This window comes from uncultured Propionibacterium sp., assembly GCF_963539965.1.
Classification (GTDB): Bacteria; Actinomycetota; Actinomycetes; order Propionibacteriales; family Propionibacteriaceae; genus Propionibacterium.
This window is the reverse complement of record NZ_CAUTOU010000005.1, coordinates 20,502-45,945: the sequence shown is the minus strand read 5'-3', so window position 1 is coordinate 45,945 and position 25,444 is coordinate 20,502. Positions and strand designations below refer to the sequence as shown.

The 25,444-nt window shown below is 69.0% G+C and carries 27 protein-coding genes; 5 read left to right on the top strand and 22 right to left on the bottom strand.

The annotated features are described in order from the left end of the window. The first annotated feature begins 76 nt into the window (after nucleotides 1-76). Both guaA and R2N01_RS02490 read left to right on the top strand, forming a co-directional pair. Nucleotides 77-1,630: a glutamine-hydrolyzing GMP synthase gene (gene guaA, locus R2N01_RS02495; protein ID WP_316668118.1), complete on the top strand. Its 1,554-nt coding sequence runs from the start codon at nucleotides 77-79 to the stop codon at nucleotides 1,628-1,630. A 10-nt stretch (nucleotides 1,631-1,640) separates the two neighbouring features. After that, the gene (locus R2N01_RS02490) at nucleotides 1,641-1,802 is read left to right on the top strand and encodes a hypothetical protein (RefSeq protein WP_316668117.1); all 162 of its coding nucleotides are present in this window, start codon (nucleotides 1,641-1,643) and stop codon (nucleotides 1,800-1,802) included. A 525-nt stretch (nucleotides 1,803-2,327) separates the two neighbouring features. Here the strand turns inward: R2N01_RS02490 and R2N01_RS11385 are convergent. The 4 genes from R2N01_RS11385 to R2N01_RS02475 form a co-directional block, all read right to left on the bottom strand. After that, nucleotides 2,328-2,564 (bottom strand): TetR family transcriptional regulator, encoded by a 237-nt coding sequence (locus R2N01_RS11385; protein ID WP_399553221.1) that lies wholly within the window; start codon nucleotides 2,562-2,564, stop codon nucleotides 2,328-2,330. A gap of 774 nt (nucleotides 2,565-3,338) precedes the next feature. After that, the gene (locus R2N01_RS02485; protein ID WP_316668116.1) at nucleotides 3,339-4,163 is read right to left on the bottom strand and encodes an SDR family NAD(P)-dependent oxidoreductase; all 825 of its coding nucleotides are present in this window, start codon (nucleotides 4,161-4,163) and stop codon (nucleotides 3,339-3,341) included. 821 nt (nucleotides 4,164-4,984) lie between these two features. Continuing rightward, on the bottom strand, nucleotides 4,985-6,016 hold the full coding sequence (locus R2N01_RS02480; protein ID WP_316668114.1) for an aldo/keto reductase: 1,032 nt from the start codon (nucleotides 6,014-6,016) through the stop codon (nucleotides 4,985-4,987). A 190-nt stretch (nucleotides 6,017-6,206) separates the two neighbouring features. Next, the gene (locus R2N01_RS02475) at nucleotides 6,207-6,347 is read right to left on the bottom strand and encodes a hypothetical protein (RefSeq protein ID WP_316668112.1); all 141 of its coding nucleotides are present in this window, start codon (nucleotides 6,345-6,347) and stop codon (nucleotides 6,207-6,209) included. 40 nt (nucleotides 6,348-6,387) lie between these two features. On the opposite strand from R2N01_RS02475, the gene R2N01_RS02470 reads away from it, so the two are divergent. Continuing rightward, nucleotides 6,388-6,522: a hypothetical protein gene (locus R2N01_RS02470; protein WP_316668110.1), complete on the top strand. Its 135-nt coding sequence runs from the start codon at nucleotides 6,388-6,390 to the stop codon at nucleotides 6,520-6,522. 122 nt (nucleotides 6,523-6,644) lie between these two features. On the opposite strand, the gene R2N01_RS02465 is transcribed toward R2N01_RS02470, so the two are convergent. Next, complete coding sequence (locus R2N01_RS02465) at nucleotides 6,645-7,493, bottom strand: aldo/keto reductase (protein ID WP_316668108.1); 849 nt, start codon at nucleotides 7,491-7,493, stop codon at nucleotides 6,645-6,647. A gap of 119 nt (nucleotides 7,494-7,612) precedes the next feature. Here R2N01_RS02465 and R2N01_RS02460 point away from each other — a divergent pair, with 119 nt between their 5' ends. Then, a complete protein-coding gene (locus R2N01_RS02460) occupies nucleotides 7,613-8,455 on the top strand; it encodes a LysR family transcriptional regulator (protein ID WP_316668106.1) in 843 nt (280 codons plus the stop codon). 218 nt (nucleotides 8,456-8,673) lie between these two features. Next, nucleotides 8,674-9,243 carry a methylated-DNA--[protein]-cysteine S-methyltransferase gene (locus tag R2N01_RS02455; RefSeq protein WP_316668104.1) on the top strand — a complete coding sequence of 190 codons (570 nt, stop codon included), beginning with the start codon at nucleotides 8,674-8,676 and terminating at the stop codon, nucleotides 9,241-9,243. A 42-nt stretch (nucleotides 9,244-9,285) separates the two neighbouring features. Here R2N01_RS02455 and R2N01_RS02450 read toward each other — a convergent pair whose 3' ends face one another. The 17 genes from R2N01_RS02450 to R2N01_RS02370 all read right to left on the bottom strand — a co-directional run bounded on the left by R2N01_RS02450 (nucleotide 9,286) and on the right by R2N01_RS02370 (nucleotide 24,912). Next, nucleotides 9,286-10,683: an MATE family efflux transporter gene (locus tag R2N01_RS02450; RefSeq protein WP_316668102.1), complete on the bottom strand. Its 1,398-nt coding sequence runs from the start codon at nucleotides 10,681-10,683 to the stop codon at nucleotides 9,286-9,288. A gap of 2 nt (nucleotides 10,684-10,685) precedes the next feature. Further along, nucleotides 10,686-10,814, bottom strand: a complete 129-nt coding sequence (locus R2N01_RS02445; RefSeq protein WP_316668100.1) for a hypothetical protein — start codon at nucleotides 10,812-10,814, stop codon at nucleotides 10,686-10,688. A gap of 109 nt (nucleotides 10,815-10,923) precedes the next feature. Next, on the bottom strand, nucleotides 10,924-11,250 hold the full coding sequence (locus R2N01_RS02440) for a branched-chain amino acid transporter permease (RefSeq protein WP_316668097.1): 327 nt from the start codon (nucleotides 11,248-11,250) through the stop codon (nucleotides 10,924-10,926). Then, entirely contained in the window at nucleotides 11,247-11,960 is a 714-nt protein-coding gene (locus R2N01_RS02435) for an AzlC family ABC transporter permease (RefSeq protein WP_316668094.1), read from the bottom strand. Before R2N01_RS02435 ends, R2N01_RS02440 begins: the two co-directional genes overlap by 4 nt. A 171-nt stretch (nucleotides 11,961-12,131) precedes the next feature. Continuing rightward, complete coding sequence (locus R2N01_RS02430) at nucleotides 12,132-12,620, bottom strand: flavodoxin (protein ID WP_316668092.1); 489 nt, start codon at nucleotides 12,618-12,620, stop codon at nucleotides 12,132-12,134. A gap of 118 nt (nucleotides 12,621-12,738) precedes the next feature. Then, complete coding sequence (locus R2N01_RS02425; protein WP_316668090.1) at nucleotides 12,739-13,608, bottom strand: aldo/keto reductase; 870 nt, start codon at nucleotides 13,606-13,608, stop codon at nucleotides 12,739-12,741. 46 nt (nucleotides 13,609-13,654) lie between these two features. Beyond that, the gene (locus R2N01_RS02420) at nucleotides 13,655-13,978 is read right to left on the bottom strand and encodes a carboxymuconolactone decarboxylase family protein (protein ID WP_316668088.1); all 324 of its coding nucleotides are present in this window, start codon (nucleotides 13,976-13,978) and stop codon (nucleotides 13,655-13,657) included. 40 nt (nucleotides 13,979-14,018) lie between these two features. After that, nucleotides 14,019-14,432 carry a cupin domain-containing protein gene (locus tag R2N01_RS02415; protein ID WP_316668086.1) on the bottom strand — a complete coding sequence of 138 codons (414 nt, stop codon included), beginning with the start codon at nucleotides 14,430-14,432 and terminating at the stop codon, nucleotides 14,019-14,021. Nucleotides 14,433-14,501: 69 nt separating this feature from the next. Further along, nucleotides 14,502-14,858, bottom strand: a complete 357-nt coding sequence (locus R2N01_RS02410) for a cyclophilin-like fold protein (RefSeq protein ID WP_316668085.1) — start codon at nucleotides 14,856-14,858, stop codon at nucleotides 14,502-14,504. Between the two features lie 65 nt (nucleotides 14,859-14,923). Beyond that, nucleotides 14,924-15,817 carry a LysR family transcriptional regulator gene (locus tag R2N01_RS02405; RefSeq protein WP_316668084.1) on the bottom strand — a complete coding sequence of 298 codons (894 nt, stop codon included), beginning with the start codon at nucleotides 15,815-15,817 and terminating at the stop codon, nucleotides 14,924-14,926. A 152-nt stretch (nucleotides 15,818-15,969) separates the two neighbouring features. Then, nucleotides 15,970-17,031: a cytochrome P450 gene (locus tag R2N01_RS02400; protein WP_316668083.1), complete on the bottom strand. Its 1,062-nt coding sequence runs from the start codon at nucleotides 17,029-17,031 to the stop codon at nucleotides 15,970-15,972. Nucleotides 17,032-17,163: 132 nt separating this feature from the next. Beyond that, nucleotides 17,164-19,119, bottom strand: a complete 1,956-nt coding sequence (locus R2N01_RS02395; protein WP_316668081.1) for a bacterial Ig-like domain-containing protein — start codon at nucleotides 19,117-19,119, stop codon at nucleotides 17,164-17,166. Nucleotides 19,120-19,387: 268 nt separating this feature from the next. Beyond that, the gene (iolE, locus tag R2N01_RS02390) at nucleotides 19,388-20,314 is read right to left on the bottom strand and encodes a myo-inosose-2 dehydratase (RefSeq protein WP_316668080.1); all 927 of its coding nucleotides are present in this window, start codon (nucleotides 20,312-20,314) and stop codon (nucleotides 19,388-19,390) included. 58 nt (nucleotides 20,315-20,372) lie between these two features. Continuing rightward, nucleotides 20,373-21,980, bottom strand: coding sequence for an MFS transporter (locus tag R2N01_RS02385; protein ID WP_316668151.1), 1,608 nt, complete (start codon nucleotides 21,978-21,980; stop codon nucleotides 20,373-20,375). 74 nt (nucleotides 21,981-22,054) lie between these two features. Next, on the bottom strand, nucleotides 22,055-23,275 hold the full coding sequence (locus tag R2N01_RS02380; RefSeq protein ID WP_399553218.1) for a Gfo/Idh/MocA family protein: 1,221 nt from the start codon (nucleotides 23,273-23,275) through the stop codon (nucleotides 22,055-22,057). Between the two features lie 145 nt (nucleotides 23,276-23,420). After that, entirely contained in the window at nucleotides 23,421-24,440 is a 1,020-nt protein-coding gene (locus tag R2N01_RS02375; protein WP_316668076.1) for a LacI family DNA-binding transcriptional regulator, read from the bottom strand. Nucleotides 24,441-24,672: 232 nt separating this feature from the next. Then, entirely contained in the window at nucleotides 24,673-24,912 is a 240-nt protein-coding gene (locus R2N01_RS02370) for a hypothetical protein (protein ID WP_316668074.1), read from the bottom strand. Nucleotides 24,913-25,444: the final 532 nt, after the last annotated feature.

Below are 25,444 nucleotides of genomic sequence, written 5' to 3'. Positions count from 1 at the left end.
AGTGCCGACTGCCCGGGAGCCGCGTGCCACCGCCCGCCGGGCGTGTGCGTCTGCGGCGGGGCACTAGACTCCAGCCATGCCCACGAGCCATGACCTCGTGCTGGTCGTCGATTACGGTGCGCAGTACGCGCAGCTGATCGCCCGGCGCGTCCGCGAAGCACACGTCTACTCCGAGATCGTCCCGCACGCCACGCCGGTGGGCGAGATCCTCGCGAGGAGGCCCGCGGCCGTCATCCTGTCCGGCGGGCCTGCCTCGGTGCACGCCGCCGGCGCCCCAGCGGTGGATCCGGCGCTGTTCGGGGCGGGCGTCCCGGTTCTCGGCATCTGCTACGGCTTCCAGGCCATGGCCGACGCCATGGGCGGGCGGGTCGAGCGCACCGGCGAGGCCGAGTACGGCCGAACCGCCGTGAGCATCGAGCGACCCGGTTGTCTTCTGGAGGGCATGGCCCCGGACTCCTCGGTGTGGATGAGCCACGGCGACTCCGTGACCCGGGCCCCCGCCGGTTTCACCGAGCTGGCCCGCACCGGCGGTGCCCCTGTCGCGGCCATCGAGGATCTCAGCAGGAAGCTGGCCGGTGTGCAGTGGCACCCGGAGGTGCTGCACTCCCAGTTCGGCCAGCAGGTGCTCGAGCACTTCCTGTACGACATCGCCGGCTGCCGCCGCACCTGGGACAGCTCCTCGATCGTCGACGGCCAGGTCAGGGCGATCCGCGAGCAGGTCGGTGGCCGGCGTGTCCTGTGCGGCCTGTCCGGCGGCGTCGACTCGGCCGTCGCCGCGGCGCTCGTCCAGAGGGCCATCGGCGACCGGCTCACCTGCGTCTTCGTGGATCACGGCCTGCTGCGCAGGGGCGAGGCCGAACAGGTGCGCCAGGATTTCGTCGATGCCACCGGCGTCGACCTGGTCGTCATGGACGAGTCGCAGCGCTTCCTGACCGCCCTGGCCGGCATCACCGAGCCCGAGACCAAGCGCAAGATCATCGGTCGCGAGTTCATCCGCTCCTTCGAGACGGCGGCCCGCCGGATCGCCGGCGACAAGGGCGTCGATTTCCTGTGCCAGGGCACGCTGTACCCCGATGTCGTCGAGTCCGGCGGCGGCGACGGCGCCTCCAGCATCAAGAGCCACCACAATGTCGGCGGTCTGCCCGATGACCTGCAGTTCGAGCTCATCGAGCCGCTGCGCGCCTTGTTCAAGGACGAGGTGCGCGCCGTCGGCACCGAGCTGGGCCTGCCCGAGGCCATGGTCTGGCGCCAGCCCTTTCCCGGCCCCGGCCTGGGCATCCGCATCATCGGCGAGGTCACGCGCGAGCGCCTCGACCTGCTGCGCGAGGCCGATGCCATCGCCCGCGCCGAGTTGACCGCGGCCGGGCTGGACCGCGAGGTCTGGCAGATGCCGGTCGTACTGCTGGCCGATGTGCGCTCGGTGGGCGTGCAGGGCGACGGGCGCACCTACGGGCACCCGATCGTGCTGCGCCCGGTGAGCAGCGAGGACGCCATGACGGCCGACTGGTCGCGGCTGCCCTACGAGGTGATCGAGCGCATCAGCACCCGCATCACCAACGAGTGCCCGCAGGTCAACCGGATCGTGCTGGACTGCACCTCCAAGCCGCCGGGCACCATCGAGTGGGAATGACCGAAGGGCGATGATCCTGAACCGCCCGCAACCATTCACCGTGTCGCAGGACGACGCGCAAGGCGCGCAGCGTGCCGGGCCACTCGCAACTTTCGGGAATGGCGAACTGACGGAAATCCCGGAATCGACCCGGCTTCTGGGCCTTGTCCTGCCCTCCTGCCTGCGATTTTGATTCGGATCCATGCCGCTGCGACGGGTCGCAGGACACTTCCGCCCCGCCTGGGGACCGGACGCCGGACACAGCCGATGCGGCCATTCCCTGCTCCCCGTTCGCTTCGCCGGCCGCGACTGTCAGAAGAATGACGCCGGCGGCCCTCGATGTCCTGCCCGTGGCGCCGGCCCCCTCACCTGCCGCAACGCTTCGGAGAACGCGTCCTCATCGGGGGACACGCCACGAACTCGCCGGCGATGAGCCCCGGAGGACGGTCCCGCGAGCTCCGGCACCATGCACAGCCCGACGGCGAGCGGCACCGCGCCCCCGCCCGTCTGCAGCACCCGCTTCGCCTTCTCCTCGGTGAAGCCCGCCTCGGCCATCCTGCGTGCGAACGTCTCCACGAGGAACCGGTGGAGGGGGTGGTCCCCCTCTCGTCCGACAGGCAGTGCGCGCGAAGCTTGCCAGAGATGGCGGGGTTCTCCCACTCCGACAGGATCTTGTTGCTCGAGACGTGCCGGAAGGAGCGATCGAACAGCTGCTCGATCAGCTGCACCGGCTCGGCCGCCCAGCCCACCTCGTCAACCACCTGCTGGCGCACGCGGTCGTTCTCCTCGATGCAGACCTCTGGGAATACCTCGTCCTTGGAGGGGTAGTGGTTGTAGAAGCTGCCCGCGCCATGTGCGCCTCCCCGGCCATCTCGGCGACGCTCGCAGCCTTGTAGCCCCTCTCGGAGAACACGCGACGGGCAGCCTCCTTCGGGGTGCACTTCTTGTCCTGCATGCTTCCCCCGATCTGGAATGAATGAATTATATAATACATTCATTCACATGATAGTCGCAATGCCGTGCGGTGTCAGGCAAACGATTTGTACCGGGTCGCAAGTCGAATGCGTTGCCGCTCCTGGCCCCCTCCGGCGGAAGCCGGACGGTGCCATCATGAGCAGCTGAAGTCTCGTCATCGCGCGGGTCCGTCATGAGACACCGCAGGAAGCGCCCGAAGCGTGAGGGTGCGCGGTTCATGAGGGCAGGGGGACGCTTTCAGAACGCTGCTTCTTCGCACTGAAAGCTTTTCCGCCCCTCGCCATGTCCTGTGGTGCCCTTGCCGGCACCCCTGAAGACGGTGAGGACGGTGTTCCCCGGCACCCGTTCGGCGAGCGACGGTCCATGAACATGCCGAGGAGCCTGCCCTCGAGGCATCGGAGGGGAAGCGTTTCATCCTCCTTACCGGAGGGCCTGCGCACCGTGCCCTTCGCCCTCCCCGGCATCGGGGAGGGCGAAGACCTCGTGCGGGGCCGCCACTGCGGCCGGCCGGGAACCCATGCTTCACGGATGCTTCATGGATGCATGGGACCTGCCCCGGGATCGTCGTGCACGGTGCCCGATCATCCCGGCGGCAGGCCCTCCCCGTACTCCGGCACCCCGGCAGAGAGCGGTCACCGGCTCAATCCGAACCAGGGATCATGGACGACCCCGGCCCCAGCAGTCGAAAGGACTCTCGGGATTCCGAGGTTCGCTGAAATCATGTCCATGATTCCAGGAATTGGGATTCGGTGATTCAGTACTGTTCGCCCTGCCTTCCGAGAATCAATGACCTGTAATATCTCCGAAAATCCTCATCTCCCATGGTCTGACGTTTCGCATAAATTTCCTTAGCCCTTTTGCCCGTCACATAGCACATGCGGTCGTCGTCCGGGTCGTTGACGGCATCCCAAATGTCCTGTGCCGCCTCCTGTGCGGTTTCCATCTGCGTATGATCGCCGCCGGGCATCAGGAATTCAACCTGCCTGCCAATGATTTCCTCGTATTCTTCCGGCGTAGCTCCGCCGCCATCCATTTTGAAGCCTGTCTGCACTACGCCGGGGACTATCGTCTTTACCCGGATATGATATGGCGCGAGCTCGAAATACAACATCTCGCACATGCCTGTCACGGCCCATTTATCCGCCGCGTACACTCCATCCATGACGAGTCCCATCTCACCTGCAAGAGATGTTGTGGTCAGAATGAGTCCGCCTTTCTTTCTCTTGAAGAAGGGGATGAACTGTTGCGTCACGCGGATCATGCCGAGGACGTTCGTATCGATGGAGCGCTTCATGGCGTTCTCCGTCATGTCCTCGAATTTCGCCTTCATTCCATATCCAGCATTATTGAAAAGGACGTCCACGTCATATTTGCCCAGTATGCTCTGTGATGCCGATTTCACCTGCTCGACATTTGTAATGTCCAGAGGATAGAGATGGACGTTGTCGTAGGCGAGCAGTTCCGTCTCCTTTTCCGGCGACCGCATCGTGGCAACAACGGTCCAACCCTTTTTCGCGAAGAACTTCGCCGTTGCCTTCCCCATTCCTGATGACGATCCTGTTATGACGATCGTGCTCATTGGTGCACCTCCGAGAATTTCCGTCTGCATCCTGGGTTCAGTGTATCAGGAGAAGTGAAAATTTCTTGAACTGACGATAGCTTTCAGAGCACAACACCATCCTGTATTCATTGAAATTCTACGTGGACTTGTGCCGACTTCTTGCTCTCGGCCGTGACGGGTGTTCGCCGTCCCCGAGGGTTGCTCGGGACGACCTGCCCCATGTTGCTCTGGTCAGGTGCTCCTCTTGGTGTCGTCATGGTTTTGAACAGGCCTCCTGCTCTCCGACGAATACGCGCAGGCCGGGCGGGTTCCACGGCCGGCTACTGATCGATTCGGAGATCCCGCGGGAGAAGACGGAACGGATGGAGTGCGTGATCCTTGCCGCCCTGGAGATGTCCGTCAAGGTCTTCTCGCCACCGGCCGCGCCGTCTCCGGGTTCTGCTTTCGCTTCGCAGGCCTCTGCCGGGTCTTCTCCAGCGGAGAGACGGCTCACTCGTATCCACCGGCGAGGGAGCACCGCATGGAGATGATTGCGGCGGCGGACCGGGTCATGCGGATGGAACCCCGGGCGGCAGCGCCGGCGGACGCGCACTTCACGAAAGTGTGCGTCCGCCGGCACGTTGAAACCACACGGGGTCCGTAACCGCGCTATTCCCCGGGGCGTGCGAGGCACAGGACGACGGCTCCTTGCGACGGAACCGGGCGTGCGAACACGTCGGCCTCTCAGCACGGCGAACGGGTCCTGGCCGTCGGCGACATCATCCTCTCAGCACGGCGGACGGGGGCTGCCCCTTTCCGGGGCGGGCCTCTTCCTCGACCTGGACCTGCCGACCGCTGTGTTACTTCGAGCGCATGCCCGAGTGCTGCTCGACGGTGGCTCCGGCCAGCGGCTTTTCGCCGGGCCGGGCGAGCGGCCCTACGAGCTCGTGCGGCTGGTAGGGCTCCTCCAGGAGGGCCACCTCATCGGCGGTGAGTTCCACGGCGAGGGCGCGCACCGCGTCATCGACGCGGCCCGGTCCGGAGCAGCCGACGATGGGGGCGGCGACGCCGCTGGCCCAGTGCCAGGCCAGCGCAACATCGGCCATCGGCACCCCGCGCCGCCCGGCGAGTTCGGCGACCCGCTCAACGATGGGCATGTCGGTCTCGCGAGCGCGGTCATACTTGCTCCGCATCGTGGCGTCGGTGGTGGCCCGGACGCTGGCCGAGTCCCAGGTGGGGCGCGTGAGATGGCCCGACGCGAGCGGGCTGTAGGGCGTGAGCGACATGCCGTACCGGCGGCACACCGGGATCATCTCCCGCTCGTCCTCGCGGTAGAGCAGGTTGTAGTGGTTCTGCATGCTCGCGAACCTGGTCCAGCCGTTCTCGTCGGCGACCACCTGCATGTCGTGCAGCTGGTAGGCGTACATGGCGCTCGCCCCCAGCGCCCGGACCCGCCCAGAGCGCACCAGGGCGTCGAGGGCCTCCATGGTCTCCTCGACCGGCGTGTCGTAGTCGAAGCGGTGGATGATGTACAGGTCCAGGTAATCGGTGCCCAGGCGTTCGAGCGTCCCGGTGATTTCGCGTTCGATGGCCGCCCGCGACAGATGCCCCTCGTTGAAGTAGACCTTGCTGGCCAGCACGACGTCCTCGCGCCGCACGCCCAGGTTCTTGAGGGAGGCGCCGATGAACTCCTCGCTCGTGCCATGGGCGTAGACGTTCGCGGTGTCGAAGAAGTTCACCCCCAGCTCGAGCGCCCGGGCGATCACCGCCTGGGTCGCGGGCTGGTCGATGACCCACTGGTGGAGGTCCGGGAAGACCCTTCCGAAGCTCATGCCCCCGATGCACAGCCTGGGGATCGTGATATCTGTGGGGCCGAGTTGCGTGTACTCCATTTCTCCTCCTCGAGTCGCTGTCTCCATTGTCCCACTGCTGTGGCCGGTCGGGCCCGGGTTCCATGCTCTCTGCGATGGCGGGGCGCCCATGAACGGACGCTCATGAACGCAGGAGAATTCGCCTCGGGCCTGGCCCGAGGCGACGCCTCGATGCCGCTGCTCTGCTGAATGGGCCCGCGCCGCGGCCCGCTCAGGACGCGTCGGCCTCGCGGAGAACGGTCCCGCAGCAGTCGTAGAGAACAGGGGAGCCGGAACGCCGTTCGCCTTTCCCGTGGTCGTGCAGGGTCCTGCAGACGAACAGCAGATCATCCGTGTTGCTGTGCATGGTCATGGTCCTCCTCGTCAGCGCATTCCCCGCGAACATCCTTCTCATGAGCGGGGCGGACACCGCGGTCGGCAGTTCGTACGGCAGGGGCGCCGTCCCTGTAGTTCTTCGGGACGGCGCCCCTGATCGGCGCGCGTCCGCCTTCTCCGACGACGAGTACAACCGCGGGCGCTGCGGATGAGCGCCCGCGGTCGTCTGATCAAGCAGAACGGCGCGTGGGTCGCACCGGTTGCGCGGTGGCGATGGGCGGCCTCGAGGGCTAGCTGCTGGGACGCGCACCGCGGTCATGGGCGCGGGTCCGGCTCAGACCTGCTGGGAGTAGTCGTTGACCGCGGTCGCGAAGGCCGGCGGCTCGTCGGGGACCGAGTAGTAGGCGTGCTGAGGGAGCGCGTTGATGCGGGCCATCTCGTCGTCGGTGAGCTCGAAGTCGAAGATGTCGATGTTGTCGGCCATGTGCTGGGGGTCCAGCGTCTTCGGGAAGGTGACGTTGCCCTCCTGCAGGTGCCAGCGCAGGATCACCTGGGCGTTCGTCTTGCCGTACCTGGCGGCGAGCTCGTCGAAGACGGGCTCGGCCAGAAGCGCCTTGTCGCCGTGGCCCAAGGGGAACCAGGCCTCGAAGACGATGCCGTGCCCGGCCAGCCGGGACTTCAGCTCGTGCTGGTTCCAGTACGGGTGGGCCTCGACCTGCAGCACCGCCGGGACGATCTCGGCGACATCGAGTATCTGCTGCACCTTGGCCGCGGAGAAGTTCGACAGGCCGATCGAGCGGACCTTGCCGGCTCGGACGGCCTCCTCCATGGCCCTCCAACCGGCCACGTACTCGCCGTAGGGCTGGTGGAAGAGCAGCAGGTCGAGGTAGTCCATGCCGAGGCGTTCGAGCGTGGCGTCGATGTCCCTGCCGCACTGCTCGTAGGGATAGCTCTGCGGGAAGAGCTTGGAGGTGACGAACAGGCCCTCGCGCCCGGTCCCGGACGCCCTCACGGCCTGGCCGACGGCGACCTCATTGAAATAGGCATTGGCGGTGTCGATGTGGGTGTACCCGGCGGCGAGAGCCTGCGGCAGGTGCTCGATGACCTCGGCGGAGGTCATCTGGAAGACGCCGTAGCCGAGCGCCGGGATCTCGAGGCCGTTGTTCATCGCGAAGTTCTGCATCAGCTTCTCCTGTCTGGCCGTTCCTTCTCAATCGTCAGTCTTCACCGTGTTCCCGGTCTTGTGAAATGCTTTCCGCGTGTCTCTTCATGCACTGAGCGCATAAGGAACGGGGGCGGACCGTGGAGCTTGAGCAATTGCGGCAGCTCGAGGCGATCGCCCGCGAGGGCACCGTGAGCGCGGCGGCCGGGGCCGTCCACATCTCGCAGCCCGCGCTGAGCAGATCGATCGCCCGCCTCGAATCCGAACTCGGCCAGTCGCTGTTCGACAGGATCGGACGTCGTCTCGAGCTGAACGAGGCGGGCAGGGTGGCCCTCGAGTACGCCCGGCAGATCCTGCGGGACGAGCGCCTCATGCGCGACGCCCTCGACGACGTGGCCCGCCGCACCAAGGCGCTGCGCGTCGGCACCGTCGCCCCGGCGCCGCTGTGGCGTCTGACCGCCCTCATGGTCGAGCGCTTCCCGCAGATGGTGCTCACCTCCAGGTTGATCGCCGAGGACGAGGTCGAGTCTGGCATCCTCGACGGCGCGCTCGACCTGGGCATCGCGCTGCGCCCGCATGCGCCGCCCGGGGTGCGCTCGTGCCGGCTCATGACCGAGAACCTGTCGGTCTCCCTGCCCGCCGGGCACAGGCTCGCCGGTCGCGAGAGCGTCGGTGCCGCCGACCTGAACGGCGAGAGCTTTCTGCTGCTCGGCGCCATCGGCTTCTGGCGCGAGGCCTGCGACCGCGCGTTCCCGCGCTCGGAGTTCATCGTCCAGGAGGACCGGGGCGTCTTCGAGCAGCTGGCACGAACCACGGCCATGGCCTATTTCGTCACCGACGCCCCGTCGCTGTCGGTGTCGCGGCCGGGGCGTGTCGTGGTGCCGATCCGCGACGCGATGGCGCATGCCACGTACTACCTGCTCGATCGTCTCGGGAGCCGCCAGGAGGCGGCCGACGTGTTCGACTGGGTCCGCCGCCGATAAGGCGCCGAGACGACCACCCGGGCACGTTCCGCGGACACGACGGCCCCCAGGGCGGCCGGGTGCGGTCGTCGCGGCTCATCCGCAGGAATTCGCCGGCTGGGATCCCGCCGGTTCCGAGCCGAATCCTTCCGCGCGCCCGCTCCGGTGGGGATACTGGATCCGGTCGCGGAATCGCCCGGGGCGCAGGCGGCGAGGAGGATACAGCGATGCGATGTCTCATGGCTTACGAGTCGCCGCTCGGGGCGATGACGCTCGCGGCGCAGACCGGCCCCGGTCTGCCCGAGGGCGGAGCGCTCATCGGCGCATGGTTCGACGGGCAGAAGCACGACCGCGCGGGGCTGGAGCCGGGCGGCGCCGACATCTCCGTCGCCGAACCGGGCGGCGGGCAGGGGCCCGCCGTCCTCGTCGACACCCGCACCTGGCTGGACCGGTACTTCGCCGGCGGGGATCCGGGATCCCCGCCGGCGCTCGCCCCTCGGGGCACGGGCTTCCAGCAGCTGGTGTGGGCGCAGCTGCGCGCCATTCCGCGCGGGAGCACCCGCACCTACGGGCAGATCGCCGACGCCGTGGCCGCGCGGGCCGGCCACCGGTGCTCGGCCCGCGCCGTCGGAGGGGCCGTCGGGCGCAACCCGGTCAGCGTCGTCGTTCCCTGCCACCGCGTCATCGGGGCGGACGGCAGCCTCACGGGCTACGCGGGCGGGACCGGCCGCAAGACGTGGCTCCTGGGCATCGAAGGCGTCCGTCTGGCCGGTCCCGGTGTCCGGCAGGAGGGCATCCCTGGGTTGTGAGACTCGGAGCGGCGATGGCCGCCCGGGGCGAGCGGGGCTGCCTCAGCGAAGGGCCACCCCCGCCTCCGGGTGCCCTCGGCGGTACCGAGTCCGGGGCCCGTCCTGCCCCGGCGGGCGGCAGAGCCCGTACCTGGGACCGAGCCGGGCGATGAGCACGGCCACGAGCCCGGCGGAGACGGTCTCGGCGACGATGATCGCGAACCAGATGCCGGTCGGTCCCATCAGGACCGGCAGCAGGAGGACCGCGCCGACCTCCAGGCCGAGCGTGCGCACCGCCGCCAGGGCGGCCGAGACGAGGCCGTTGCCGAGGGCGGTGAACAGCGATGAGCCGTACATGCCCACGCCCATCGCCAGGAACGAGACCGAGAAGATGCGGAACGCCGACTCGGTCAGCGTCATGAGGTCAGGATCATAGCTCGCGAAGACCCACGCCAGCGGGTAGGCCAGCGCCTGCGAGGCGAGGAGCATCATCGCCCCGCCGGCGCCCATGACGGCCAGTCCCCGGTGCATGAGGCTGCGCTTCTCCGGAGCATTGCCGGCGCCGTGCTGGAAGCTCATCAGCGGGGCGGAGCCCATGCAGAAGCCCTCGAAGATCGCGGTGAAGATCATGCTGACGTACATGATCGTCCCATAGGCGGCCACGCCGTCCTGCCCGATGAGCTTCAGCAGCTGCAGGTTGTAGACGATGCTCACCACCGAGACCGCGATCGAGGTCATCATCTCGGACGAGCCGTTCACACAGGCGCGGCCGAGCGCTGACAGATCGGTCAAGGGATGCCCGAGCCTCAGGAAGCTGGGGTTCCGGCGGGCGAAGTACACGAGTGGCGTGAGGCCCCCGACGAACTCGGAGGCGACGGTCGCCAGGGCCGCACCGACCACGCCCCAGCCGAGCCCGCCCACGAGCAGGAAGTCGAGGAGGATGTTCGACAGCCCGGCCCCGATCGTCACGTACAGGCCGAGCCTGGGCCTGCCGGCGGTCGAGGCGAAGGCCTGGAAGGCGTACTGCAGCATGAACATGGGCAGCGAGGCCATGCTGATGCGCCCGTAGAGCACGCACAGCTCCAGCAGCTCGCCGGAGGCCCCCAGCATCTGGGCGACGGGGCGCATGAGGACGGCGCCGATGACGGCGAGGACCGTGCCGGCGGCCAGCGTGACGTAGACGATCGCGGAGAAATAGCGGTTGGCCAGCTCGTGGTCGCCCTCCCCCCGGGTGCTCGAGATCAGGGCGCTGCCGCCGGAGCCCATCATGAAGCCCAGCGTGCCCAGGATCAGGACGAACGGCATGATGAGGGTGACCGCTGCGAAGGCCGTCTTGCCGGCGTAGTTCGAGACGAAGAGCCCGTCCACGACGCCGTAGATCGACGTGAAGACCATCATCACGATCGAGGGCAGCGTGTAGCCCAGCAGGTCGCGGACGCTCAGATGCCGTGCCATGTCCATGGTCAGGCCCTCCTGATCGCGCCGGGTCCGCTCGACGGGCAGTTCGCGCACCCGGGCGACGCGGCGGTGAACGCGGTGCGCCCGGTCTTCTCGTCGATGGCCCTCTGCGCGCCCATCAGGTCTGCTGCCATCAACATCTCCTCTGGTGCCTCCCGGTGGTCCGATTCCGGACACGAACGATGTGTGGAAGCATACGTGCGAGCGGCGGTGCACGAACCGGTCGCGGGTACCGGGCGCAGCTCAGAACACCAGCTGGACGAGCAGCATGTAGCAGATGGTCCCGCCGGCGATCGACAGCAGCATCCGGCGGCGCCATCCGTGCAGGGCCGCCGTGACGGCGATGCCGATGAGTTCGGGGACGCCGTGCGGGGCGGACGACCACTGGGTGCCGCGCAGGCTGTAGACGACGAGCAGCGCGAAGATCGCCGCCGGGAGGGCCTTGCCGAGGTAGGCGATGAAGGCCGGTGTCCGCTTGGTGCCGCGGAAGACGAGGAACGGCAGGAAGCGCGTGGCCATTGTTCCCAGGACGCACAGGCCGATGGTGATGATCTGCTGCGTGAGCGTCATGACAGGCCCACCGCCGGCTCGAGCGGCTTGCGCAGCGCGGTGAGTGCCGCGACCGTGATGGCCAGCGCCGGGAGCATGAAGCCGTCCGCGCCGAAGACCGCCAGGCAGACCACCGCGGCGAGTGCGCCGATCAGCGCCGTCCAATGGTGCTCCTCCTGGTCCCACTGATTCAGGAAGATCACCACGAACAGGGCCGTCATCACGAACGACAGGCCCTCGGTGCCGATGGAGACGAGTGAGCCGAACAGGCCGCCCAGCATCGAGCCGGACACCCAGTAGAAGTGATCGAGCGCCGTCACGAAGAACATGAACCAGCGCCGGTCCGCACCCTCGGGCGGTTCGGTGGTGCAGAGGATCGAGAAGGTCTCGTCGCACATGCCGAAGATCAGATACGGTTTGGCCCACCCCGTGCCCCTGAAGCGATCGAGCATCGAGATGCCGTAGAACAGATGCCGCGCCTGCACCGCGAGGGACACGACCAGCGCCGTCAGCGGAGCGAACGGCGACAGCAGCATGCCGACGGCGACGAATTCCAGTGAGCCGCCGAAGATCAGCAGGGCCATGACCGTCGGATAGACGAAGCTGAAGCCCGCCGCGTTCATGTAGACGCCGTAGGTGAGCCCGAGGAACCAGAAGCCGGCGAAGATGGGCAGCGTGTAGGGGAAAGCGGCCCTGAGGGCCTTCGCCGGCTTGTTGATCTGCGTGCCCATGCCTCTTCTGCTCCGCGTGCGGCCCGTCGCACGACGCACCGGTTGCGATGCTATCGGACGGGAAAAGCAGGCACCGGAGGATGCGGGCCGGGGCCTCGGGCCCAGGAACGGCTCGACTCCCTGCGGCCTCCGGTCCCGGCGCGCCCCTCGTGGTGCCTGACGGAACCGGGATCAGGGCAGACCAAGCCCGGTCAACCATTCGACGACCGCTTCGACGGGGCCCGCCCGGGCGGCGTCGGACTGGATGGGCAGGCCCGGGAGGACCGTCGCGCCGGGCGTCCACTCGGCGATCGTGGCGTAGGTGCCGGCGTCGGCGCCTCCCATGTGGGTGTTGAACGGGGCGATCGTCCGGTCCGAGAGCTCGTACTCCTCGAGGAAGCTGAACACCGGCATCGGCAGGGTGGAGTCCCATAGCGGATAGCCCAGGAAGACCGGGTCGTGGTCGGCCACGGCGATGGTGCGGGCGAGCTCGGGCCGCACCTGCCGGGCGTGTTCGTTCTTCACCTCGGACAGCAGACTCTCGTAGTGGCGGGGGTCGTCATCGTAGGGGACGGCCGGCCTGATCTCGGCCAGCTCGGCCCCGGCCCGGGCGGCGACGGTCTGCGCCGCCCTCCTGGTGCTGCCGTAGACCGAGAAGTAGACGACCAGTCCCCTGCCCATGCCTGCCCTCCGTACGATGCAATCCGTGCCGACAGTCTGCTTCCTCCATCGGCGGACGGCAAGGGCCCCTTGAGGAGATGGTGGGTTCTCGCGGGGCCCTTGCCGGTACGCGGGCGGTTCAGCCCAGTTGGGTACTGAAGACGGGGAAGAAGCTGTGCTCCCCGTAGCTCTCGAGGGGCTTGACGGCCCTGAGCCTTGCCATGTCGTCCTCGCTGATCGTGAAGTCGAGCGCGGCGTTCTGCTCCATGTGAGAGCGGTTGGCAGTCTTGGGCAGGGCCACCAGACCGAGCTGCAGGATGTAGCGGATGCACAGCTGCGGCACCGAGACCCCGTACGCGGCAGCGACGGCGAGAACCTCGTCGTCGTTCAGAATCGCGCCGTGCGCCACGGGGGAGTAGGCCTCGACCGCGACGTCGTTGCCCGTGCAGAAGTCGATGAGCTCGAACGGGGTGTTGCCCACATGGGCGAGCACCTGGTTGACGGCGGGCCTGACGCGGCCGTTGTCGATGATGTTCTTCAGGTCGTCGACCAGGAAGTTGCTCACGCCGATCGAGCGCGCCTTGCCGGCCGCCCGGGCGTCCTCCATGGCCCGCCACACCTCGAGGTTCTCCGCGTAGTAGTGGTTGTCGTCCGCGCGGAACTCCGCCCACGGCTGCGGACTGTGGATGATGAGCAGGTCGACGCGGTCCAGGCCCAGCCTGGCCAGCGACTCGTCGATCGAGGCCGCGGCCGAGTCGTAGGACTTGTTCTCGGCCGCGACCTTCGTGGTGACGAACAGCTCCTCGCGGGGGACGCCGCACCGGCGGATGCCGGCACCGACACCGGCCTCGTTGCCGTAGGCCTGAGCCGTGTCGACGTGACGGTACCCGACGGACACCGCGTCCTCGACCGCTTGGGCGGCGTCGGCGTCGTCGATGAGCCAGGTGCCCAGGCCGAGTGCCGGGATCGACGTGCCGTCGTCGAGGTCGATCTTCTCGTTGTAGGTCATGTTCTCCGTCCTGTCTCGTTCGGGTTCGTGGTGCGCGCCGGCGCCGTCACTCGGCGTAGACCTCCTTGGCCATGCGGAACGCGGCCCAGGCCTTGGGCCAGCCGGCGTAGAAGGCCGCGTGGGTGAGGATCTCGGCCATCTCCTCGGCGCTCACGCCGTGCCTCTTGGCGTTGCCGATGTGGAACTGCAGCGAGCTGTCGAGGATGCCTCCGGCCATGAGCGCGGTCACCGTCACGATGCTGCGGTCACGGGCCGAGAGCCTGTCCTCGCGCGACCAGACCTGTCCGAAGAGCACGTCGTCGTTGAGCTCGGCGAACTTCGGGGCGAAGTCGCCCAGCTGGTCGCGTCCCGCCGTCACCTTGTCTGCCATGTCTGCCTCCTGATACGGATGAATTCGATTGGGCGCGGGTTCATGCGAGCGCGTCGTACTCCTCGTCGGTGACCGGTTCGAGCCACTCGTTGGCGAGGTCCTCGCCGGGGACCATGACGGCGATGTGGGTGAACCAGGAGTCGGGGGCGGCGCCGTGCCAGTGCTTCACGTTGGCGGGCACGTTGATGACGTCGCCGGGATGCAGCTCGATGGGCTCGGAGCCCCATTCCTGATAGTAGCCGCGGCCGGCGGTGGCGAGCAGGATCTGGCCGCCGTCCTTGCTGGCGCGGTGGACGTGCCAGTTGTTGCGGCAGCCGGGTTCGAAGGTCACATTCGAGATGTGCACCTGCTCGGTCGATATCGGGGCCAGATAACTCCTACCGATGAAGTACTGCGCGTAGGCGGTGTTCTCCTCGCCGAGGGGAAACGCGCCGGTGTCGATCTGGTCGGCCATGATGCCTGCCTTTCTGTTGCTGGGATGGCGGGCGCACGTCCCGGCCCGCCCCGGGATCCTCTGGCGCGCTCAGTCGTCGATGCGTTCGAAGCGGACGGTGGTGTCACCGGTGCGCTCGAACAGTTCGGCGCCACGGTCGATGCGCCCGATCTGCTGGCGGGCGAAGCGCTCGCCGTTCTGCCGGTACAGGATCACCAGTGAGCCGGCGGGCGGCCAGTAGACGATGTCGCCGACCCGGTAGCCGTCGTGGCGCAGATCCTCTACGGGCAGCGCGTTCGTGCCGTAGCGGTGGCACATCTCGCGCCCGTACAGGTCGAGCATCGGCACGTCCATGGGCATGCGGTTCAGGAGCTCGCGCGCCGTGATGTTGTCATCGAACTCGGCCCCGAGATGCTCGTCGCCGACGCTGATGCGCACCACCGCCATGCCCGCCTCCCGATGATCTCTGACCGGGATCAATTGTCAGACGGATGAGGTGATATGTCCAATGCCTATGTTTTAGATTTTTCATGCCCTGAATGCATGGCATGGAGCAGGTTCAGGAAGGCCGAGGCCGCGGAGTTGCCCGGGGGAGCTTTTTTGCAGGCCAGGACGGAACTCATGGTCAGCGCGGGTTCCAGCGGTCGGAAGGCGAAGCGCCGAGGGTCCAGGTGGGTCACTGCGCCTTCGATCGTCAGGGCCGAGGCGGTGCCCGATTCGACGAGCATGAGCGCCGTGGTCAGCAGGTTGAAGGTGCAGACGATGTCGAGGCGCTCCATCGGCATGCCCAGCCAGCCGGTGATCTCGGCGATCAGCTCGGGGCGGCCGGTGCTCACCAGGGGGGTGCCTGGCAGATCGTCCGGCCCGACCGAGCGCTTGCGCGCCAGCTCGCTGCCGCTGCGCACCAGCAGGCCCCAGCGCTCCTTCCCGCCGAGCCGGGCGTACGCGTAGCGCGAGACGTCGACCGGCTCCATCATGATCGCGAAGTCGAGCAGGCCGGCGTCCAGGCGCTCCTTCACGTACTCGGCGCTGTTCGTGTAGAGCTCGAATCCGACGCCCGGGTGCAGGCGGCGGAACTCGTCCATCGCCGCGGGCAGGATCCGCGTGGACGACAGCCCGCCGCTGCCGATCGAGATGGTGCCGACGAACCCTCCGTCGTCGCGGAACTCGCCCTCGACCTTGTCGGCCAGGGCGAGCAGCTCCTCGGCCCGCCGTGCCAGCCGCAGCCCCGCATCGGTGAGTTCCAGTCGCCGCCCGCGCGCGAACAGGCTCGTGCCCAGCTCCCTCTCGAGACCGGCGATCTGGCGGCTCAGCGTGGGCTGGGTCAGGTGCAGTGCCTCGGCGGCTCGCGACATGTTCTCCTCGCGGACGATCGCCAGGTAGTAGCGCAGCACCCGTAGTTCCATACCCCCAACCTACTGACCTGCTGGCGGCGCGTGTCCTCGGAGCAGCATGCCGTCCGCCTGCGCGTACGCCCTCGGGCGGGAGGGGGCGGCCGGTCCGGCACTGCCCCGGCGTCCCGCCCGGCCGCGCTGCGAGGCAGAGGGGCGGTGCGCGGTCAGCCGCGCGCGTGCAGCACGATCGGCAACGACTCCCAGCCGCCCATCGGGGACTTCGCCCGGGACCCCCGGTCGGTCCCGGCCCCGATGCGGAAGCGGGACAGCAGGGCGCGGGCGAGCACACGCAGCTCCAGAGTGGCCAGCGGCCGGCCTGGGCAGGCGTGCGGGCCCGCGCCGTAGACCAGGTTCTTGCCGGCGTTGCCCGCCGGGTCGTAGCGATCGGGGTCGCCGAAGACGACCGGGTCGCGGTTGGCCTCGGCCCAGTTGATGACCACCTGCGTGCCGGCCGGTGCATCCCGGCCCGCGACATGGACGTCCTTCGTAGTGACGCGGCGATTCGAGGTGAACGGGTCGTCGATCCGCAGCACCTCGTCGATGGCCGCGTCCAGCTGCGCGTCATCGAGCCCGTCCCATTCGTCCTGCATGGCCGGGCGGACGACCAGCCAGTGCGCGACGACTCCGACGCACAGGGCCAGTGAGCCGAGATCCCCGCCGGTCCAGTTGCGCAGAATCGACACGAGCACCGGATCGGGCAGCGTCTGGCCGTCCTCGCCGCGGATGTGCACGAGTTCCCAGGTCAGGTCGTGCACGGCGTCCGGCTCGCGCCGGGCCTCGACGATCGAGACGATGATGCGGTCGAACCACTCGGCCACCTCGCGCGTGCGCGCCGGTTCGCCCGAGCGCGTCGCCTCGTGATTGGCGGCCATCCACTCGATGAGCTCGTCCTCGAGGTCGGGCGACCAGCCCAGCCAGGCCGACTGGCCGCGGACCGCGTAGCGCGAGCCCAGGTCGTCGACGGCGTCCAGCTCGGTGCCATCGGTGATGGGGCCGAGCAGACCGGCGGCGACCTCCTCCAGGAGCGGCTGCAATCTCGTCATCCGCTCGGGGGAGAGGAACGGCGCCAGGAGCCTGCGCATCGCCGCGTGCTCGGCGCCGTCCATGCCGTTGGGCACCTGCAGGAAGCGCGAGACGCGGCTGGAATAGGTGACCGGGTCGCGGGCCACAGCGACCGCCTCGGCGTGAGTGCTGATCACAGGGCGCTCGGTCTTCTGATCGGCCATGGTGCTCCTCCTGGTGCGGCTCCGGTCGGGGCCGCTCACGGGTTCCCCTCCTCTGAGGCTAGCGGAGGAATTCCGTGGTCCTCGGCAGGAGCGCGCCTGCGCCGAGGACCGGCCGGAGCCGTGCCCACGGCGTCAGTGGCGGTTGCTGTGCAGGCCCATCGCCGTGCCGACGGCCACCATGACCGCGCCCGTGCCCATGGCCAGCGTCGAGCTCTCGGCGCTGATCAACGGGATGCTCCCGGCCGAACCGTCCTCCTCCGCGGGGCTGTCCGGCGCGCCGGGCGTCGGAGCGGAGGCGTTGGGGGAGATCGGGGGCGTCGGGGAGGGCGACGGCGTGCCCGTGCCGTCGACGGTGTTCGAGAACAGCACGCCGTCCGAGTCGGTGACGATCATCGCCACCGGCCTCGAGCCCGACTCGTCGGCGATCACGCGCACCTGCACCCGCTCGGTGTGCGTGTCGTAGATGATCCCGTCCTTGGCGGGTGCCCCGTCCCCGGTCTTCCCGGCGTCGGCCGGGACCTCCTCGGTGATCGTGTACTCGGCGGCCGTGCCGATGCCGCTGCGGGCGGCCGGCGGGTCGAAGGCGAACGAGCCGTCGGCGAGGTTCGTCGTCGTGGCGATCGGGCTGCCGGAGGCTTCGGTCATCTCGAAGGCGAACTGACCGGCCCGCAGCTCGCCGCCCTGGAGCGTCGTCGTACCGGTGATGGAGGGACTGCCGTGCGTACCGGCCACGGTGACCTCGGTGGTCACGGCGGCCTCGTAGCCGTCCGGGCCGTAGTAGGCCTGCGGCGCGTAGTAGTAGGTGACCCGGTAGACGCCCGGTGTTCCGGTGTCGACGTTGGAGACGACCCGCACGTCGGGACCGCCGGGATCGACGTCCGCGCCGGTGTGGTCGTGGATCCAGTTCAGGTTGTCGGCGGGCGACCACGCGGCGCCGAGGGGGATCGTGCTGCTGACGGCGCTGATCACCTGGCGGAGCCGGACCGGGGCGCCGTTGAGGGCGCCGCTGCTGGTCGCGCCGGCGGAGTAGAGGGCATCACCGGAGTAGAGGTACGAACCGGCCAGGCCGTCGCTCGTGCCCTCGGCCGCATCGACCTGCCAGCCCGTGTCCCGGACGGCCGATTTCACGCGGGCCAGGTCGAGCGAGACGGTGCCGCCCGTGAAGAGGCTGTCCCCGGGGCCGGCCGTGTGCGAATCGGTGGTGCCGTCCAGGGCGATGTTCGAGACCGTCAGATCGCTGGCCGCCATCGTCGGCATGACCGACTGGATGCTCTGGGGCGCGTTGGAGGAGGCACGGTACTGAGCCGTGCTGGCGAATGGGCTCGCGCCGTCCTCGGCATCGGTCACGCGGCGGGCGAAGCGGATGCGCGTGGCGGCACCGGCGCTGGCGGGGGAGCGGATGGACTCGTCGATGCCGACCCAGGCGGCGCCGTTCAGGTCGAGCTCGGACTCGTTGGCGAGCACCAGGGGAATGGTCAGCCTGAACTTCTCGCCGGGGCCGAGGGAGCCGGTGAGCCGGAGCGTCTGGAGGGCCGACCAGTCGTTCGCGGCGGACCACTCGGCGTAGGGGCTGTACGCGTCGGTGGTCGAGCCGTAGGCGACCTCGACACCGGCGGCGCCGGGGCTCGGGCTCAGGCCGTTCTCGTCGGTTCGGACCCGCGAGGCGTCGACGCGCAGCTGCGGCGCGCCGGCCCCGGCGGGGCTGTAGGAGGAGGGCAGGGCCACGACCTCGTCGAGGTCGATCGCCGATGCGGAGGCGTTCGACAACTCGATCACGGCGTTGAGGTCGGAGTAGCCGTCGATGTCGATGATCGACAGGGCCTGCGGCGAGCCGGCGGCCGTGGAGTGGTTGGACTCCTCGAGGGCGCCGGCCCCGTTGGTCGCGGTGAAGTACGTGCTGTGTGACAGGCCGTTGTCGAGGAGGGCGTCCGTGGTGGTCGGGCCGGTGTAGACAGCGCCGGGCGAACTGGCCGCGGCGACGGGGGCGCCGAGACCCAGCAGGCAGAAGAGCATCATGACGATGACTGCGCCGATGCGCACGGCCCCCGAACGGTTGACCGTTGCGGGCTGGCGACCAGTCGAGTTCATAGAATCCGCCAATCGGTGCTCAAGAACGGGGTGCGCACAGAACTTTATCAGCAACCCTGAGGATCATTAAGGGTGTTCACGGCATCGGACGGACGGTCCCGGCGACGGGACGGAGCGGTGCGTCAGGGTCTTCCCCCCGCCGGGCCCGGAGCACCGGCCGGCCTCGTCCCGGCGCGGAAGCCGCAGGCGGGCCCGGGACGACGAGCCGGGTGGGGCGGCGAGTGCACGCCGCCCCACCCGGCTCCGATGCGCGTCCGGTCGTGACTGCTCAGATCGTGAAGAGCGTGCTCTCGATGTAGTCGCGGGCCTTGACGGCGTACTCGTGCGGGTTGGCGATGGCCGGATCCTGCTCGGCCTCGACGAGGATCCACTGGTCGTAACCGTGGTCGACGAGCAGCCGGTAGGGCTCGGTGAAGTCGATGCAGCCGTCGCCGGGCACGGTGAACATGCCCGACAGGAAGGAGTCGAGGAAGGAGCGTTCGGCGGCGCGGGACTCCTCCATCCTCTCCAGGCGGACGTCCTTGAAGTGGACGTGCCTGACGCGGTCGATGGTGGGCTCCAGCAGACCCATGACGGTGCCCGCCCCGACGAGGGCGTGACCGGTGTCGAACAGGAGGGAGACCCTGGCCGGGTCGGTCATCTCCATGAGCCGGATGGTCTCCTGCGTGGTCTGGATGACCGTGCCGAGGTGGTGGTGGTAGACGAGCTCGAGACCATGGGCGTGGGCGATGTCTCCCAGGCGGTTCAACCCTTCGGCCAGCACGGGCCACTGCTCCTCGGCGAGGACCGGCTTGTTGGTGAAGATGCACACGTCGCGCACGCCCTGGACCGAGCCGGTCTGCTCCGAGACGACGATGCGGGTGGCGTCCAGGTGCTCCAGGTACCGGCAGTTCTCCTCGAAGGCCTTCGCAACGGTCTCGACGCCGTCGCGGAGGACGAAGGAGGAGAACCACTGGGCGACGATCCGGATGCCGCGCGCGTCGATGCGTTCCCCGACCTCTTCCTCCGCGGGGAAGAAGCCGGCGCACTCGGTGCCGGCGTAGCCGACATCGGCCAGGTCGAGCAGCATGTCGTCGAGAGTGTTGAAGGCGCCGACCTCGGGGATGTCGTCGTTGCGCCAGGCGATGGGGTGCATGCCCCAGCTGATGCCGTGCGGGTCCTTGATCGCGGTACTGGGGTCGAGTCGGAAGGCCATGATGTGTCCTCGTCTTTCGTTGGTGCTCTCGTCGGTGGTCGGAGGGGCGCCGCGGCCGTCAGGAGTAGCGCTCCTCCATGTCGTGCTCGATCTGCTCCAGCGAGCGACCGGAGGTCTCGGGCATGATGCGGAACAGGACGACGGCGACGACGAGGTTGAGCACTCCGTAGATCGTGTAGGTCAGACCGCCGCCCAGGCCCTCCATCATGGAGGGGAAGGTCCACGTGATGATGGCATTGGCGATCCACATGCAGAAGACGGCCGTGCCGTTCATGACGCCGCGGACGTTGGCGGGGAAGATCTCGCCCATCATCGTCCACACGACGGTGCCGTTGGAGGACTGGACGATGAGCATGAACACGGCCATGAGGCCGAGGACGAGGAAGGCGGCCCAGGCCGGCGGGGCGGTGCCGTCCGCCATGTGCGGGGCGATCGCGAGCTGGAAGGTCGCGGCTATGCCGAGCAGGGCGACGCCCACACCGGTGACGTCGGCGATGAGGATCTGACGATGGCGGAACCTGCCGATGAGCCAGATGCCGATCGCGGACCCGATGACGCTCATCACGCCATTGGCGACCTGGGCGGTGATCGAGGCCGAGGTCGACATGCCCGCGTACTCCAGGACCTTGGGCGCGTAGTACATGATCGTGTTGACGCCGGTCGTCTGGTTGATGATCGCCAGGAAGACGCCGACGAGCAGGAGCCTGCGCAGCCACGGAGTGCTCCAGACGTAGCCGAGGCCGCGCTTGCGCGCCTCCTCCTCGAGCTCGTGCTGGCGGGCCTGCGCCATCTCCATGAGCTCGTCCGCGAGCGGGCCGTCGCGGTGCGGGTCGCGTACGCGCTTGAGGGCGCCGATGGCCTCGTGGAGGCGCTCCTTGGCGACGTACCAGCGGGAGGACTCCGGCATGAGCCGGATGCCGATCCACAGGGCGACGGCCGGGATCGAGCACAGGACGAGCATGTAGCGCCAGGTCTCGCCGTTGCCCCCGGAGATGACGAGCTGGTCGAGGAAGGCGTGGTACTGCTCGGGGCCCATCGTGCCGCCCTGGGAGGACTGGAGCGCCTGGAGCGTGTCGTAGACGTACTCACCAGGGGCCAGGGTGCCCGAGGGGTCGGAGGCGATGGTGATGTGCGGGCCGCCCTGGATGCTGCTGATGATGGCGTTCATCGCGAAGGCGAGCAGCTGGCCGGTGACGATCATGAGCTGGTCGATGGCGACGATCGAGCCGCGGATGCGCTTGGGCGCGGTCTCGGCCAGGTAGACCGGCACGGTGGCGCTGGCGCCGCCCACGGCGAAACCGAGGACGACGCGGAAGGGGTACATGACCCAGATGCTCGGCGAGGCGGCGGTGCCGATGGCGCCGATGAAGAAGATCGCGGCGAGCACGAGGATGTTGTGGCGGCGCCCGTAGCGGTCGGACAGGCGCCCGCCGAGGAGGGCGCCGAGAGCCGCGCCGAGCAGGAGGGTCCCGCCGACCCAGCCCTCCTCGGCGGCTGTCAGGTGGAGCCCGCCGGCGGCGTGGGGCATGTACATGTAGGGCAGGGCGCCGGAGATGACGCCGGTGTCGTAGCCGAAGAGCAGAGAGCCGAGGGTGGCCACGCCCGCGATGGCGAGGATGCCGCGGTGCTTGCCGGAGGCGGGCGTGGCCTCGACGGCCGCGCCCATCCGTTCCGCGGTGATCCCCCTGAGGGGGATCTGCTGAGCGTCGGTGCTCATGGTGTTCTCCTTGGGCCGTGATCTCATGGGGAGACGGGTCGGGAATCGAAGGTGGTCGTGCCCTCGACGCGGGCGACGTCGTGCCAGGCGCCGTCAGCGGCGGAGGCGACGATGGCCTCGTCGACCTCGGCCGCGCACCAGGCGTCGGCGGCGGAGGGGGCCACCTGTTCGCCGGTGAGGACGGAGCGCAGGAACTGGGCGGCCTCGATGGACTTCATGTCGTCGAAGCCCATCGAGGTGCCGATGGCCGGCTGGTACCGGCTCCAGTCGCCCCAGGCCGGGTTCGCCATGGCGCGGGTGTAGCCGTGGATCGGGCCGCCGTCGATCGTGGCGCACACCTCGAGCTCGTTGAGGCGCTCGAAGTTCCAGCGGGCCGATCCCCCGGTGCCGTAGACCTCGACGACGTACTCGGCGCGCGGGCCCACGCTCACGCGCGACGACTCCATCGTGCCGAGGACGCCGTTCTCGAAGCGGACGAGCATGCCGACGTAGTCCTCGTTCTCGACGGGGCCGACCTCGTCGCCGATCTCGAAGCCGGAGTGTCCGATGCCCATCTTCGTGGGGACCGGACGTTCGGTGATGAAGGTGCCGGTGATCGCGGTGACCGAGGCGATGCGCCCGACGATGTACTGGGCGAGATCGGCGCCGTGGCTCATGAGGTCGGGGACGACGCCGGCACCGGCCTTCTCCCGGGAGGCGCGCCAGGTGAGCGGCCCGGCGGGGGAGGAGTTGTAGTCGGCGATGAACCACACGCGCACATTGGTGATGCGCCCGAGCCCGCCGGTGCGGGCGAGTTCGCGCAGGTACTCGATGGCGGGGACGTGCCGGTAGTTGAACCCGACGGCGGTGACGAGGCCCGCCCCGGCGGCGGCGCGGGCGATGACCCTGGACTGCTCGGCGGATGTGCCCATCGGCTTCTCGATCCAGAACGGTTTGCCGGCCTCGATGGCGGCCAGCGCGATCTCCTCGTGGAGGAAGTTCGGGGAGCAGATGGAGACGACGTCCACGCCGGGGTCGGCGAGGAGCTCGTGGTAGTCGGCGCAGGCGTGCTCGAAGCCGAGGTCCTCGACGGCGGCCCGCCGGGCCACGGCGAGCGGATCCGCGGCGGCCACGAGGCGCGCCTCGGCGCCCAGCTCGGGGAAGCGCTCCGGGACGGAGCGATAGCTGCGGGCGTGGAGCCGCCCCATCCACCCCAGGGAGACGACGCCGACCCCGATCCGTTTCCTGATTCTCATTGAGAACATCCCCTTCCCGGTCACCGGTGGCCGGTGGAACATTGATGCTAACGCGCGTCATCATTGACGTGACAAATAGAGTAGCAACAGCTTCCGCCCGGTGCAAGACGTCGACTCGGTCCATGCTTCGCCTCGTCGGGCCCGGCCCGGTGGTTCAGGCGGCCGGCGGGTGCCGCAGGCTCGAGGCGCGCACGACGAGTGCGGCGGGCACCGTCACGCGCGCCGCCGGGGCGCCGGCAGGGGCGAGCACCGCGGCGACGGCGGCCTCGGCCAGTCGGTCCGGGGACTGGTCCACGCTCGTGAGGCAGACCTCTCGGCGCGCAGCCAGCGAGGAGTTGTCGTAGGAGACCACTGCGACATCTGCGCCGGGTTCGAGGCGGGCGGTCAGCACCGCGGCGACCAGGTCGATGCCGAGCACGTCATTGTAGGCGACGGCGCCCAGCGGCTCCGCGCAGCCCGCGCGTACGGCGGTCAGGGCCGGGCCCGCGCCGTCATCGCAGACGATGTCGGCGAAGTCGAGGCCTGCGGCGGCCGCGGCCTCGCGGCAGGCCTCGAGGCGTTCGGCGAGCAGTGACTCGTGCCGATCGCGCGAGGGCGAGAAGAAGACCACGCGCCGCAGGCCCTGGCCCGCGAGGTGGGCGGCGATCTGGGCGGCGGCCCCGGCCTCGTCGAGGCGGACCGTCGGGATTGTCGGCTCGTCGAGAGCGCGGTTCAGTACGCAGAGGGGGACCTGCCCGGCCAGGGCCAGCAGCTCGGGCGGGCCCATCGAGGTGCCGGGCAGGATGAGCCCGGCCGGGCGCATCGACAGGACGTCGTCCACCGTCGTCTGCTCGAGCCGCTCCTCCAGATCGGAGACGAAGACGACCAGTACGTACCCCGCGGCGCCGGCGTGGTGGCGCAGGCGCCGCACGATGCGGTCGAAGAACGGGTTGTCGAGGTAGGGGAGGATGACGGCCAGGCGCCGGGAGCGGCGGGCGGCCAGTTCGGCCGCGGCGGCGTTGGTGCGGTAGTCGAGCCTGCGGGCGGCCTCGAGGATGCGCTGACGGGTCTCGTCGCTCATGCGGCCCTCCCCCTTGAGGGCGAGCGAGACGAGGCCCCGCGAGACCCCTGCGCTGTCCGCGACGTCCTGCTGCGTGGCGTGCCCGGTGCGGGGCGGTTCGTGCCGGTCGGGCATGTGCGGTTCCTTGGCCTGCGGGTCGGATCGTCCTCGTCCGCATTCTGCCAGTCCTTCGGCCCGGGCCCGCGCGCGACCCGGCGGGCGTCGGGGTCTTCGGTCGTGTTCGATGACGGAGGGCCATCGCGTGCGCGTCTTCGGCGCTGCGGTGGTTCGGCGATCCGGTTCACCGCTCCTTCACCTCGTTCGTCCCCCGTGGTCCCCCTCATCCTGCTTGCTCGTCCCGCGGGGCTCAGGCCTCGGCCAGGGCGTTGATGCCGTGATGGATGCCGGTGATGATGCTGGCGGTGAGGACGAGGGTGCCGGTGAGCGTCATGGCGGGCAGGGCGGCGACCAGGCCGACGAGGATGAGCAGGATGCTGGCGGTGGCGAGGGCGCCGGTGGTCATGAGGAGGACGATCCCTGTGGGGATGTTGGCGGACTCGTGGTGGATGGCGGCGGCCCTGGTGGCGTTGATGTCGATGGCGGTCATGCCTGGTTCTCCTTGCGGGTCGGTGCATGCCGCGGCTGCCCGTCGTGGCATGCACGGCGGTGTGCCTGGTGCCGGGCCGGTGGCTCCGGCCGGCGGCGGTGCCCACCATAGGGAGCACCAAATGCCAGGACAAATAATTCGACCGGTTCACTGCAACGTCTGTTGCACAGCTCCAGTGCCGCACCGCTCCGGCGCCCCCGGGGACGTCGGGCGAGTGCGCCGGCCCGCCGGTGATCGGTCGGGCCATGCGGGCCAGCCCGGACTCGAGGGCGTCCAGGTCGGAGTCCCGCGCGCTCCAGCTCGTGCACAGGCGGATGCAGTGGCGCTCCGCGCCGATGCGCTGGTACAGCCTCCCGGCCGGGAGCGCTTCGAACCGCACGCCGAGCGGCCGGCCCTTGGCGAACCTGGCCCCGTTCTGCTTCATCCGGTTGCGGAGGCCGAGGCGCAGGCCCGGGCCGACGAGTACGGCGGTCTCCCCGAGCATCGTTCCGCACTTGGTGCCGCCGATCGTGCGGGCGTCGGTCGGGGCGGC